This is a genomic window from Streptomyces sp. NPDC035033 (assembly GCF_040636735.1).
GTDB lineage: Bacteria > Actinomycetota > Actinomycetes > Streptomycetales > Streptomycetaceae > Streptomyces.
The window spans coordinates 23,429-36,060 of sequence record NZ_JBEZUZ010000084.1 but is presented as its reverse complement, the minus strand read 5'-3'; the positions used below and the strand labels follow the sequence as shown (position 1 = coordinate 36,060).

Annotated in this window: 10 protein-coding genes and 2 pseudogenes; 7 read left to right on the top strand and 5 right to left on the bottom strand. The window is 71.1% G+C overall.

Features of this window, described 5'->3' with window-relative positions; genetic code table 11:
• The first annotated feature begins 182 nt into the window (after positions 1–182).
• A complete protein-coding gene (locus AB0E83_RS27635) occupies positions 183–2,327 on the top strand; it encodes a protein kinase (RefSeq protein ID WP_362117431.1) in 2,145 nt (714 codons plus the stop codon).
• Positions 2,328–2,835: 508 nt separating this feature from the next.
• Here AB0E83_RS27635 and AB0E83_RS27630 read toward each other — a convergent pair.
• The 3 genes and pseudogenes from AB0E83_RS27630 to AB0E83_RS27620 form a co-directional block, all read right to left on the bottom strand.
• Positions 2,836–3,200 (bottom strand): annotated as a pseudogene (locus AB0E83_RS27630) (S24 family peptidase); the annotation flags it as partial.
• A gap of 715 nt (positions 3,201–3,915) precedes the next feature.
• Complete coding sequence (locus tag AB0E83_RS27625; RefSeq protein ID WP_362117428.1) at positions 3,916–4,410, bottom strand: hypothetical protein; 495 nt, start codon at positions 4,408–4,410, stop codon at positions 3,916–3,918.
• A 305-nt stretch (positions 4,411–4,715) separates the two neighbouring features.
• Positions 4,716–6,584 (bottom strand): pentapeptide repeat-containing protein, encoded by a 1,869-nt coding sequence (locus tag AB0E83_RS27620; RefSeq protein WP_362117425.1) that lies wholly within the window; start codon positions 6,582–6,584, stop codon positions 4,716–4,718.
• Between the two features lie 1,210 nt (positions 6,585–7,794).
• Between AB0E83_RS27620 and AB0E83_RS27615 the strand changes: the two genes are divergently transcribed.
• From AB0E83_RS27615 to AB0E83_RS27600, 4 genes are all read left to right on the top strand, one after another.
• Positions 7,795–7,977 carry a hypothetical protein gene (locus AB0E83_RS27615; protein ID WP_362117422.1) on the top strand — a complete coding sequence of 61 codons (183 nt, stop codon included), beginning with the start codon at positions 7,795–7,797 and terminating at the stop codon, positions 7,975–7,977.
• Entirely contained in the window at positions 7,964–9,019 is a 1,056-nt protein-coding gene (locus tag AB0E83_RS27610) for an alkaline phosphatase family protein (RefSeq protein ID WP_362117437.1), read from the top strand. Before AB0E83_RS27615 ends, AB0E83_RS27610 begins: the two co-directional genes overlap by 14 nt.
• 303 nt (positions 9,020–9,322) lie before the next feature.
• Positions 9,323–9,484, top strand: coding sequence for a hypothetical protein (locus AB0E83_RS27605; protein ID WP_362117420.1), 162 nt, complete (start codon positions 9,323–9,325; stop codon positions 9,482–9,484).
• Complete coding sequence (locus AB0E83_RS27600) at positions 9,481–9,921, top strand: hypothetical protein (RefSeq protein WP_362117417.1); 441 nt, start codon at positions 9,481–9,483, stop codon at positions 9,919–9,921. Before AB0E83_RS27605 ends, AB0E83_RS27600 begins: the two co-directional genes overlap by 4 nt.
• Here AB0E83_RS27600 and AB0E83_RS27595 read toward each other — a convergent pair.
• Positions 9,908–10,210 carry a hypothetical protein gene (locus AB0E83_RS27595; protein ID WP_362117414.1) on the bottom strand — a complete coding sequence of 101 codons (303 nt, stop codon included), beginning with the start codon at positions 10,208–10,210 and terminating at the stop codon, positions 9,908–9,910. The two genes, AB0E83_RS27600 and AB0E83_RS27595, sit on opposite strands and share 14 nt — an antisense overlap.
• A 954-nt stretch (positions 10,211–11,164) precedes the next feature.
• On the opposite strand from AB0E83_RS27595, the gene AB0E83_RS27590 reads away from it, so the two are divergent.
• On the top strand, positions 11,165–11,596 hold the full coding sequence (locus tag AB0E83_RS27590) for an SLOG family protein (protein ID WP_362117434.1): 432 nt from the start codon (positions 11,165–11,167) through the stop codon (positions 11,594–11,596).
• A 134-nt stretch (positions 11,597–11,730) separates the two neighbouring features.
• A pseudogene (locus tag AB0E83_RS27585) lies at positions 11,731–12,006 on the top strand (IS5/IS1182 family transposase); the annotation flags it as partial.
• Positions 12,007–12,045: 39 nt separating this feature from the next.
• Here the strand turns inward: AB0E83_RS27585 and AB0E83_RS27580 are convergent.
• A complete protein-coding gene (locus AB0E83_RS27580; RefSeq protein WP_362117411.1) occupies positions 12,046–12,477 on the bottom strand; it encodes a hypothetical protein in 432 nt (143 codons plus the stop codon).
• Positions 12,478–12,632 lie beyond the last annotated feature (155 nt).

The following is a 12,632-nucleotide window of genomic DNA, read 5'->3' as shown; positions in this document are numbered from 1 at the left end:
GGCGGGCAAGGTGCCGAACCTCCTGGCCGAGGAGCCGGCGGACCGGCCCGCGCAGGAGCGGCTCGCCGCGTGGCTGGACGCCTGCTCCGCACAGCGGGACGCCGAGCTCGTGAAAGACCATGTGCCGCTTCTGTTCACCTCGTAGAGTCGATCGACCGTTCTGGATGTCGGAGGGGGCACCTGTGTCGGGGCGTGTGCTATCCGGGCGCTATCTGCTGGGGGATCGCCTGGGGGCGGGCGGGATGGGTGTGGTGTGGCGCGCCCAGGATCTCGTGCTGCACCGCGAGGTAGCGGTCAAGACGGTCTCGGGTCCCGGTGTGACGCCGGAGGCTGCCGCCCGGTTGGAGCGTGAGGCGCGGGCCGCTGCCGGCCTGTCCGCCAGTGCGCACGTCGTCACGGTCCACGACTTCGGCCGGGACGGCGAGACGCTGTTCATCGTGATGGAGCTGGCACCCGGCCGCACACTGGACCGTGTTCTCGCCGCCGACGGGGCGCCGGCGCCCGCCCGGGCCGTCGACTGGGCCCGCCAGGTGTGCGCGGCGCTGGAGGCCGCGCACGAGCGGGGGATCGTCCACCGTGACATCAAGCCCGCGAACGTCATCCTGACGCCCGATGGAACGGTCAAGGTTCTCGACTTCGGCATCGCCTGGTTCCACCCGGATCTGGGCCTCGACCAGTTGAGTCAGGCCGGGGGCGTCCTGGGAAGCGTGCCGTGGATGTCGCCGGAGCAGGCGCGGGGCACCCAGGTCGGGCCCGCTTCCGACCTGTACTCCTTGGGCTGTCTGTTGCACCACCTCCTCACGGGGCAGCCTCCGTTCTCCGGCAAGGACGCCTTCGCGCAGATCGTCGCGCACGCGACCGAGGTTCCTGAACCGCCGTCCCGCACCTGCCCCGGCCTGCCCGTGGAACTCGACGCTCTGGTGGCCGACCTGCTGGCCAAGTCACCCGATCGTCGTCCCGCGTCAGCAGCCGAGACCGCGGCCCGCCTGGGCGCCATCGCCGAACTCCTGGGGAGCGCGGCGACCGCCGGCCGCGCCCGCCCTCGTACCGGACCCGAGCACTCCGACGGACGGCCGGTCAGCCGCCGCAGCGTCCTGATCGGCATAGGGGTGGTCGTGACGGGCGGGACGACCACGGTGGTCGTTCCCAAGGTGCTTGACCGTCGCGAAGGCGGGACGGAACCGCGCCCCGTCAAGACGAAGTGGAAGGTGTCCGGAAATCTCCACGTGTTCGGACGGGCGGGTTCCGTGTTGCTGACGCAGGTCCCGGAGGAAAGCGGATTCCGGGCCAGGGACGCCCGCACCGGGAAGGAGCTGTGGCAGTTGCCTGAGAGGATGTCGCTCGTCTACGGATCGCTGTCCTTCTCCGCGGACGCGGACTCTCTTCTCGTCAATCGTTCCTTTGAGACCGTGCAGTGCCTCGACGCGCGGACAGGCATGGCCCGGTGGACCCATTTCCGCGAGCCGGACGTCGACGAGGTGACCTCCGGCGGGTACGCGGCCTTCGCGGACGGCGCGCTGTTCAGCGCCTTCGGTGCCTGGGTGTACCGGCTGGATCCGCGGACCGGAAAGGAGATCTGGTCCCGTCGGATGGACGGCGAACTTCCCACGGTCCACGGCCTGGAGCATCATGGCGGACTGATCTTCGCCCGGGACTGGCAAGGATGGTGGACAGCCATCGATCCGGCCACCGGCACACCTCGCTGGACGCATCGAGCCGGAGAACCTCGGAGAAACACCCAGGTCGGCTTTGCCGGCGCGGCCGACGGCAAGATCTACTTCAGCGGTGGCGGCACGGGCCTTCGCGTCGTCGACGCCGCCGATGGCAGCATCCTTCCGCCGCTGAAAGCGTCCGGACGGATCCTTGCCGAGCCCGGTATCGCTCTCGGCACGAACGCGGCCTCGGAAGCGACCGCCTGGTCACTCACAGACGGCCGGCAACTGTGGAGCCTGCCCGGCACCGGCATGACCTTTGCCACAGTCGGCACGACTGCCCTGATAAACAAAGGCGCCTCCGCCGGGGGCGTGCTCGCAGCCAACCTGCGCACTGGAGCAGTCCTGTGGGAAGCGGACGACCTCATCTTCCTGGGCTTTCCGGAGGAGAGCGACGAGCAGCCCTGGCTCTTCCTTCCGACGAGTGACCCCACCCACCTGGTCAGGGTCGACCCGGACACCGGAAGACGGAGCAGCGTCGGCGTCTTTCCCCAGGTCTTGTCCTCGGCGGTCTGGTTCGACGGGACCCTGTACGCCACCTGTAGCGACCCCAACCAGGCCTCGCAGGTCAAGAACCCCCACCTGTACGCGGTAGACGCTCCCCGCCTCCCGTGAAGGCCGAACGGCCGGTCAAGTCCTGGGGAACCAGACGTGTCGGCTGTGTCGGCCGTGTCAGCCGTGTCAGCCGTGTCAGCCGTGTCGACCGTGAGCCACTCCGGCTTCTTCGCGGGGCGGCCTGCCCCGTCCTGACAACGGGACGCGGATCTTCTCCGGACCGCGACCGGACGCAGTCGGCTCGTCGGCCGGCGGTGGCGATCAGGGACAGCGGGCGGCAGCGGCTGCCCGCGCGCAGTGTTCACTTGCCGGTGCATCCCCTTCCCGCACAGCCCCGGCCATCGCCTGCAGCACCACTTCCGCCGGGCGGGAGGGCTCTGCCATGAGCCCTGCCGAACGCGGTTTCAGTCCGTGCGACCAGGACCCGTCCGGCCGACCGTGCACGGAGCCAGAGGGTGAGGGCTGCGACGGTCGCGGCGGGGGCGGCGTACAGGACCCCTACCTCCGCCGACCGGCGCCGGTCCCTCATCGTCCTTCCCGAGGGGACCGGTGTCCTCCGGCCTTCCGGTCAGCAGCGGGTGCTGCCGTAGCGGCGCGGTCCAGCGGGCCGCAGGGCGCGCGGGACCGTGACCACCTTGCCGAGGGTGACGGCGTCGTCGTCCGGGACCGGCTCGTACGCGTCGTTGTGGGCAAGAGTCGGACGTGGCCGTCCTGGCGGCGCAGGCGCTCGACCGTGGTTTCGCCGTCCAGCCTCGCGGCGACGATGGCGCCGTGGTCCGCACCGCCGGCTTGCCTCACGACGGTGTCTCCGTCGCAGACGGCCGCGTCGATCATGCTGTCGCCGACCGCCTTCAGCGCGAGGAGCCGTCCCTCGCCGACCAGCCGGCGCGGCAGGGGCAGGATGTCCTCGACCGATTCCTCGGCCAGGATCGGGCACTGGCATTCTGGCCTCATGGCGATCGCGGGATCTCGCACGAAAACGACGGACACCTGGCTGATGCCTGCCGATGAGGTGCTTCTGGGGCAGCGAATCGCCGAGGTGCTTCCCCTCTCCGGATGGCAGTGCAGTCAGCCAGGGCCTCTCGGACTGCACCAGGTGCACTTGCACGCCTCGATCGAGTCCGCGTTGGGTTGTGGAGGTACGCAAGCGTTTCTCGGCCTCCCGGCAGGCGCTTCCCTGCCGCCTGGTGTCCTTCCGGCTGCGGATGTCCTCACGCCTGCCGGGCCTCCGCCCACGGCAGTTGTCCAGGTGCTCCGTTCGCGGTTCAGGACGGACGAGCGGGGCGAGTTCTTCGAGAGCGGACGACTTGCTGTGCGGTGGTTCGAACCCGAAGTCGGACCGCACATGCATCAGACCCTCAGCGAAGAGACCCGGCTGATCTGGGCTGCGTTGCGAACTGTGACTCGGCCAGCCGTGATCGAGGCGCCCGACGGTCGCCGTACCTCAGGGCTGAGAATCGGGCCCGCGGCCCATGCCGAGGTGATGCTCCGTCAGGTGCCGTTGGCGAGACCCGGCGTTCAGCGGTTTCGGCTGGTGACGTGAGGCCGAGGGCGGGGACGACGTCGTCGAGGAGTGGTAGGGGTACGAGTGCTTCGGCGGTGATCGCGGCCCGGGCGGCGGTCACCGACCAGCCTGCCGGGTAGCCGGTCACCTCGACGCCGTAGCCGTCGGAGGCGTCGGAGCCGTCGGAGGTGTCGGTGGCGTGGCCTCGGGGGTCGGTGCGGTGGGGAAGGAACTCCTCGCGGGAGGCGACGCCGAAGTACCGGGCGCGGGCCGGGCCGGAGGGGGTGGTGAGGGCGACGGCGCGGTGCGGGCGCCGGTGGCGAGGGGGATCAGGAACGGTACGGCGAGGGCGGCGGCGGCCCGGCTGTCGTCGGCGCACAGGCCCTCCAGCACGTCCGTCGCGCGGCGGGCGGGGGCGTCGTCGGTCCGCGGCAGGTGAACGGCCTGCCGGGCGTCGTCCCCGTACGGGAAGTTCCCCCACGGGACGGCGTCGAGGAGCAACCCGCCGCGGGTCTCGGACCGGATGCCGGCCGCCACCGCCCGTACGGCGAACGCGCCTCCCGCGAACGGGGCGAGGTCCGCTCCGTCCGCCAGCGCCCGGCACATCGCGAACGCCGGGTCCGTCCGCCGATCCGCCACACCACACCGCCGCCATCGACTCCCCGAAGACTCGGTCGTGCCGTGCCCGGCGGCCTCGCGGTGCGGCGACAGGAGTCGGCCGCATCCGGCGCGAGCACCGCGGTCCCGGCGGGCCCGCGCTCAGGGACGCGGTCGCGCCCCGCCCACCGTGCTGTGGAGCGTTCCCGACTCCGCGTACGGCACCGGCCACCGCATCGGGGTCCCGTCGATGCCGCGCCTGACCCAGGACGAGGACCGCCGACAGCCCTGGTGGCCGTCGGTTCGCGGTGTCTGCCCCGTCCCGCTCCCCGCTTCCCGGACGCCGGTCATCGTTTGACGCGGCCGCGGACGGCCAGGGCCGCGAGGCCGAGGAGCACGGGCTCCACGAGGCGAGAGGCCATTTCGGTGTAGGTGCCGGTGGTGGTGAGGTCCTGGCCGGAAGAACGGAAGACGACCGAGTTCACCACGATGCGCATGGACTTCTCCCAGCGCTCGGAAGTGAGCCGCGAGGCGAGAGGACCGCCGGGGTTGACCGGATCCGGTTTGTCGGTGTTCAGCGTGATGTCGTGTCCGGTCAACCGACCGGATGTGACGGGGCTCGGCTCCTGGGCGGGCAGCCCCCACAGCATCAGCACCAGTACGGTCGCCGCCATCGAGATCATCAGCCAGCCCAGGGCACGTGAGGCCCGTAGGCCGTACCCGGACACCGCCCAGTACAGCGTCAGCAGCCAGCGTTCCCCACGGGGCCGGCGGCGGTCGTGACGGCGCATCTCCATCTCGCCGTAGTAGAAGTCGGCTGCGTCGGGTTCGTTCTTGCTGTCCTCGAACGACTTCCGCAACTGGCGGTAGACCGGGGCGAGTTGGGCGGGCCCCACCACCTCGGTCCCGTTCGGTGCCGCCGTCCAGCCGGGTCGTCCCCGCGAGGCGCGCCAGTGGTGCTCCTCGGCCAGGGTCCGCCGATCGGTCGGCGGCACCGGCAGCAGTCCCCGGCGGCGCCAGTGCGAGGGAGTGGACGCGAGGAGGCAGTCGCCCTCCAGACGCAGGTGGTCCAGGTGGACCGTGCCGGTGAACAGACAGCCGCTGAGGTCCACGTCGTGCAGGACGAGGTGCGCGGCGTCCACGCCCCGCAGAGACACGACGCGCACCCCCGGATCGCGTCCGGCGGCGAGGGCCTCCGTCACGACCGCGTGGTCCTGTGTGAAGGGGACGGGCCGGGCGGTGATGCTCAGCGGGTACTCGAAGACCGCGTCGCTCAGGTCCACGGCGGCGTACCTCAGCCGAAGGGCCGCGCTGGAGTCCCATCGTGTCCGCACGCACAGGAGGCGGCTCGCCGCCGCTTCGATGGTGACCGGGCCCTGGAAGCGCGCCCGGCACAGATCGAGGGTCCTCCGGCAGACCAGAGGGCCCACCTGGAGCGCGTTCTCGAAGGTCGCGTCGGCGAACAGGACGTCGTCGGAGAACTCCGCCCCGTGGAAGTCCGTGCGGGCGGAGAAGACCGCCCGCCGGAAGGTGGCGGAGCGGGCGAACGCCGCCCGGTGGAACGTGCAGTCGCGGGAGAACGAAGCCTCGTCGAAAACGGCGCTCCCCGAGAACGCCGCCCTGCGGAACCACGTCTCGCCGGAGAACGTGGCCCCGTGGAACCAGGTGTTGCCGGAGAACACCGCGCGGCGGAAGGTGACGTCGCCCGAGAAGGAGGCCCGGCGGAACGTGGCGTCCCGGCCGAAGGCGGCGTTGCCGAAGAGGGCGTCCCGGGAGAACGCCGCCCCGTCGAAGAGGGCGTTTCCGGTGAAGACGGCTCCGTCGAACGCGGCCCTGCCGGAGAAGGCCGACTCGTGGAACGCGGCGTCCCCCGAGAATCTGACCCCCAGGAACCCCGCGTCGTCCGGGAACACCGCCTCCTCGAAGCGCGCGTCACCGAGATGGGGCCGGCCGGTGGCGGGGTCTCTGAGTGCGCCCAGGAGCCGTTCCAGCACCTCTCCCGCCAGGAGGGTGCCGCGATGGTCGAGGGCGCTGCCGGGGGACAGCGTGCCGAGGTGGGTGCTCAGTTCCGCGTCGGTCAGATGGGCCAGGCAGCCGGTGTACGGCTCCACCTTGCGGCCTCGGCAGCCGACCGAGCCGGCTGCCGGGTCCGCTCCCCGCCCACAGTGCGGCCAGGCCGGCACGGTCGGCAGGGGCGGTGTGTTGGCGGTCGTCATGCCTGAGGGGACGGGTTCGTTCGACCGCCGGTTCTCGTGGCGGGAAAATCGGTCCGCCTCCGCCTGCTCCCCGCCCGTGCTCCGCTCGGCCCCGACCAGGTCGTCGGCCGTGGCGGGCAGCGTCGTAGCCGGGCGGGGCCGCTACGGGTGCCGGGCCCCGCTGCCCACACCACGCCCGTGTCACCGGCCGGGCATCCCTCAGGATCGGCCCAGAGGTGCCCGGGTGGACACGGGCGTTCCGAGAGGGGCATTCCCTCAGGGTGCGGGGGCCCTGGAGGTGCTCAGCGCGTAGTTCGGTGCGTAGTTCGGTGCGAGTGAGGGCCTGGGCGGAGAGGAGGGCGAGGGCGTCCTCGCCGGGGCGGCCGGTACCGGGTGGTCAGCGGTCGCGTAGTCGTCGGGGAATCCAGCCTCGCGCGGATACTGCCGGGTGCGGTCGCCGAAGTGGCCCCAGCGGCGGTCGGTACGCGGCTCCGGACCGCCGACGGGAGCTCCGTGCTCCCGGAAGCGGCCTGGGCTTGGTTCGGGTCGGAGGGTGGGTGTTCGGGGCGTCCGTGCGACGGCCCAGCCCTCGCGCCCCACAGGCGCGTCGGATCGAGCGGTTGTGCACGTCGTGTCGGCTCTCTGGCGGCGCGCTGAACGGGGGCCGCTTGCGGACGGCGGCCCTCGTCCTTGCGCGGCCCTGCGGTCCGGCGTCAGTCGACGGTCTCGCCCCAGAACCGGTCGTCGCTGCCCCCGGGTGGGCAGGGACGCGTCCCGGGCCAGAACACGGACGGCGTTGCGGTGGGCGATCAGCTTGCCCTCCGTGGAGGCGTTGTCCGCGATCGGAACCGCCCGCACCGAGAAGTCCCCGTCGGATTCGCGGCGCCCTCCGGCGTCGGGGGGAACGGGTGCTCGTCGTGCTGCTGCGCGGGGGTCCGGCACGGGTGGAGGCCGAGGCCCGCGTATGTGGATGCGTGGATGCCTGGGTCCGGTGTCGGAGCAGGCGCCGTCCTCGTGGTCCTGGTCGACTTGGTGGTCGGTGGCGTCGAGCGTGGAGCGGATGCGGTGCAGGCCGTAGGACGCCGGCTGCCCGTCGACCGCCTGGCCGGGGTGCTCCTGGTCGCGCGGAGCCTCCTCCGCGGACGGCAGGCGCGGGCAGGTGTGCTCGGGGTGGATCTGTGCTCCGAGGATGTGCTGCGCGACGGCGGCTTCGATGTCCGAGGGGCCGTACGTGAGGACCGGGATCACGCCGGGGAAGGCGCAGCCGTGCGAGCGGTCGGTCCCGAGCGGGCCCGCGATGCAGGCCGCCGAGTCGCAGCGGACCACCTGTACCGGCGAAGTGCCCGGCGCGTCGGCGCTGGAGCCGTCGCTCGCCGTGAAGAACCCCACGCGCCAGAAGCCTGGCACGATCTAGTTCCGGCCGTTCCACCACGGTCGACGCCGCCGACCACCTCCGCAACGGCAACCCCGACTCCGCCTTCGTCCACCTGGACGCCGTGGACGGCGCCGGCCACGATTTCGGCGGCACCGGCCGGCGGTACCGCGACGCGATCCGCACCGCCGACGGCCAGGTCGGCCGGATCGTCGCGGCCGTCAAGGCCCGCGCCACGTACGCGGGCGAGAACTGGCTGATCATGGTCACCACCGACCACGGGCACGTCGACGAGGGCGGCCACGGCGGCAACGACCCGAACGTCCGCAAGTCCTTCGTCATCGCCAACGGCGCCGGGATCGCGGCGGGTTCGAAGCGGCACGACGTGAAGATCGCGGACGTCGCCGCGACCGTGCTGAAGCACACCGGTGTCGCGATCGAGCCGAGCTGGGGTCTGGACGGCATCCCGATCCAGGACCTCGCCCCCGACGCGTTCGACGGGCTGCGCGGTTCGCTCCGGACCCGGGTCGACGAGACCGGCACCCCCGACCCGATCGCCGCCGACGCCGTCGGCTTCACCCGCACCCCGTCCGCGGACTGGAGCGTCGACGACTCGGCGATGCCGAGCGGCGGCGTCACCGAGGGACGCGGCCGGACGTTCTCGACCGGCGGGTTCTGGAGCTTCTCGGAGTGCTACCAGGGCCGGGAGTCCCACGTCCGGGCCCGTGACGTCTTCGCCGTGGCGGACTCCGACGAGTGGGCCGACGCGGCCCACTGGACCGGCCGGTTCGACTCCCCGCTGGTCGGTCCGGTCCACCAGCTGAACGGCGCGAGCACGGCGCGCGTCACGTACGCCAGCCACTACGTGGCGAACGGCCCGCAGACGGGTGACGTGTACGTCTCCTTCGACGGCGGTGCGCCGCGGCTGCTGAAGTCGTACCGGGCGGCCGACGTCAACCAGGTCGAGTCGCTGACGGTGAACGTCCCGGCGGGGGCCACCACCGCGCAGCTGAGGTTCCGGTGCACCGGCACCGACAGCGCGTTCTGGGCGGTCGACCAAGTCAGCCTGATCCCGCCGTCCTGAACCTTCGGTCCTGACCGCTTCACCAGGTCCGGCCGCCGTCGCGGTGCTTCGCGCGGCGGCCGGGTCGCGTTCCCGGCCCCTCGCGCTCAGGCCGACCGACATCATGCCGTTCGAGTCCTGGCCTGAACGGACTGAGGGAGGACCAGTGGGGCGGGGAGGTTGCGGCGGGCGCCCCTGGTCCCAGAGCCACCGGGCGAGGTCGCCGCCGTCGTCGAAGAGGAAGAAGTGCCCGCCCCGGCACACACGACGGGCACACGCCGCGGGGCGCCGGAGGGCGAAGCCCCCAAGGGCCCGCCGCGGCCGGTGCGCGCCCTCGGAACCTGGGCCCGCGTCGAGTACGAGCTGCACGGCACCCTGCCGATGTCCGCGTACGGGGCCTACGGCTTCAAGGCGCCGAAGCCGTCGCAGCGCAGGCCCAGCGGCATCTACCGGCAGGTCGGGGAGGCGCACCGGGGGAAGCCGTGAGGACCCTCGACGAGATCGTGGCCGAAGCCGACCCGTGGGCGCGCGAGCACCCGTGGCGCTCCTGGGTCCAGGGGTGGTGCTACCGCGCGCGGTGGTGCTGGGTTCAACTCAAGCGCGAGCCCCGGCACCGCTGGGAGCAAGCCCGCCGGGGCTTCAGCCGCATGGACGTCTGGGGCTTCGACCACTACATCGCGGGCGTCATCGCGGGGGGGGGGAGCTGCGATCAACTCCGGATCGGCCACGGTCACCCCAGCGACATGACCGCCGAGGAGTGGGAGGCGTTCCTCGAAGGCATCGCCGTCGAGCTGCGTCGCTACGCCGACCCCGACAACTTCCTCGACGCCGACGCTCACGCCGCCGACATCGCAGCCACGCATCGTTTTGCTGATCGCTTCGGCGACATGTGGGATCGAAGCGGCGAGGTCACATCGGGGTGAAGATCTTGGATGCGAACCAGGTTGCCTGGCTGTTCCCATTCTGCCCGTCGACCGTCATCCCCGAGAGATGGCCTTGGAAGTTGAAGGTACCGAGGTAAATCCCACTTCGTACTTTGAACGAGATTTCATCATCCGTGGCAATGCCGCTAAAAGACGTGGGGGTATCCGTTCCAACTTTCGCCTGTCCGTGGAAAGCCCCGGAGTCAGGATCTTGGGTTATGCCGGTAAAGATAATGGTGCCCCCATTGCTTTGAGCTAGGCCCCACTGCCCTCTGACGTCCATAGGCATGGTGTTGCTCCCTCTTCGGTCGCCGCCGCTTCCCCCTTTATGAATAGGTTAACGCTGTCATGTGTCCTGTCGCATGACGGAAAAACTTGACGCCGCAACCGAATACATGGACTGAAGGAACCGCCAGAGACAACCTCACCGAGCAAGCCGGGGGCCGGGTCGCGGTCCGGGGTCGACGGGGTGCCGGGGGAGGTGGCGGTACCGGGCCACCCGCCCCTGCGGCTGGAGCTGCGAAACCTCCGCCGAATACTTCGGCAGCCTCTTCACCAACCTGGACAAGCGCCGGAAGGGGTGCCGGCGGCCTACTGCTGCGTCCACCACGTCAGCGCCGCCCCGCCAACCGTGGTGATCAGGCCGAGCAGCCATCCCGGAACACGCTGGACAGTCAGGTGCAGGCCACCAACACGCACTTCGAGCTGCGGAAGTTCGGATCGAGAAGACATCGGTATCCCAACTCTCTTTCGAATTTGGGGCGTTGGTGTTGTACCCATGGGGTGCTACAGATCATAAGTCTCCGTGCCCACGCATAGATCGGTGCCAACACATCCGGGGGGCGCATACCGCTGCTTTCGGCGTAGGCCTTTCTGCCTGACCTGGGCTCTTCGGGAGGCTGCGCCTGCGACCTCGGCGCTGGTGCGGCCTGCCATAGACCTGGGCACGGGCGCGGCTGAGCGGCCTTCGAAAGGACTGGACGAACGCACGCCCTCAGGCCGGGAAGCGGATCAGCATGCTGGTCGGCATCCCGGTCCCGATCTCCGCCCATCAAACGAATGATGATCATGATGCCCCGACGCATGCAGGCCAACCCGGATGCGCCCCTAGCCCACCACGTCGAGCACGGCGAGCTGTGGGTCTGCGACCGGCACCCGCCGTGTGCACCCGCCGAGGAGAAATCCGTGAGCTTCTCCAGCGGCCACTCCAGAGGGTGAACGGCTCCGTCAAGTTGACCGGTCTCTGATCTGCGGTCGCGCTCGGATTCTGTGGAGCAGGCCGCCACCCGATCGTGGCTGTTCTGAAGAAGCTCACCGCCACCACGTCCTCGTCAGCGGCAGCCGGGAGTGGGCCGACCGCGACACCGTTTACCAGGCCCTCGACGCCGCCTGCCTCGAAGTCCGGCGCGATGGGCCTCGCCCCATCGGCGTCATCCACGGCGATGACGCCACCGGCGTCGGCGCCATCGCCCACACCTGGGCCCTCCGGCACCCGGCGCGGTGGCGGGAGCACGGTGGCTGCGACCCGCAGGCCGGCCCCGCTCTCAACCGGCTCGTGGGCGGGCTGGGCGCCGGCCTCAGCCTGGCGTTCATCCGGAACGGATCGTCCGGGGCTTCGCACTGCGCCGGGCTCGCCGAGGAGGCCGGCATCCCGACGCGGAGGTACACCGCGTGACCGTGACGCTCTCTGCATCCGGCCGCTGCCGACCCGGTCGATCGTTTTCCCCGCCAAGGCGGAGGAGGCGGGGCGGGCCGTGCGCAGCACGTCCGGCATCTCGATGACCGCGTTCGTCTCGCCGGGGGCGCCGTCGGCAGCTCACGCCGCTGTTCGGGGTCTCGCCGGCGACGGTGTGCCGGGGCATGCAGCGGCTGCTCGCGACCGGGTCGGCCACCCGTCCCGCCGACGCGGGCGGGCGGCTGTGGGTCGTGGACGGCGCCCTGGTCCCGGTCCGGGACCGGAAGGCCGGTGCGTTCTCGCGCAGCTACCGGTTCTCGGCGAACGTGCGGGGCATCGTCGACGCCGACGCCATGCCGGTGATCGCCGGGGCCCGGCCGGTGCCCGGCACCACCGCGGACGCGAAGGCCGGCCCCGATCCGCCCGGACACGACCTTCCGCACAACGCTTCAGAGCTCGTGGTCCTGGGCCAGCTCCTCCCAGCGAATGCTGTGCAGCGCAGGGGCGGCGTCCTCGCCCGACGGGACGTCCAAGCCGGTCTGGAACCAGACCACGGTGAGAGCGGAACGGTACAGCGCCGGATCGAGTTCGGGGGCGATCGCCGTCGAGCGGAAAACCCCGATGCAGGCCACGGAAGGCAGCACCTCGGCGGGGCCGAAAGCGCCGGCGGTCTGGTCCGGGTACGCGCGGGAGGGCGGCACCAGATGGACCGGCGTGGAGGGAAACGCGCGTTCGGCCTGCCGCTGGAGGCCCCTGACCTTCATGTCGTTGACGGGCTTGCAGGGGTAGCCCTCCAGCATCCCTCCGTAGGTCGAGGACATGCGCAGCTCGGTGAGCTCGATCGAACGTCCGGACGGGAGGAGTATGTGGCTCAGCGACATGCCGACACCTTATGCGCGAGGTTCACTCCCGGCGCACCGTCCGGTTTCCGCCAAGGACTCGGTGGGGCCGCGGTACCGTCACTCCTTCTTCGCGTCCGATCTCCACCGCGAAGTCGAACCGGGCCACCTCCAGGCACAGGCCCACATCGGCCGGG

Bases quoted from the DNA above. Each gene is read 5' to 3' on its own strand.
- AB0E83_RS27580 (WP_362117411.1), bottom strand. From the start codon at position 12,477: ATGTCGCTGAGCCACATACTCCTCCCGTCCGGACGTTCGATCGAGCTC.
- AB0E83_RS27620 (WP_362117425.1), bottom strand. From the start codon at position 6,584: ATGACGACCGCCAACACACCGCCCCTGCCGACCGTGCCGGCCTGGCCG.
- AB0E83_RS27595 (WP_362117414.1), bottom strand. From the start codon at position 10,210: ATGCCTATGGACGTCAGAGGGCAGTGGGGCCTAGCTCAAAGCAATGGG.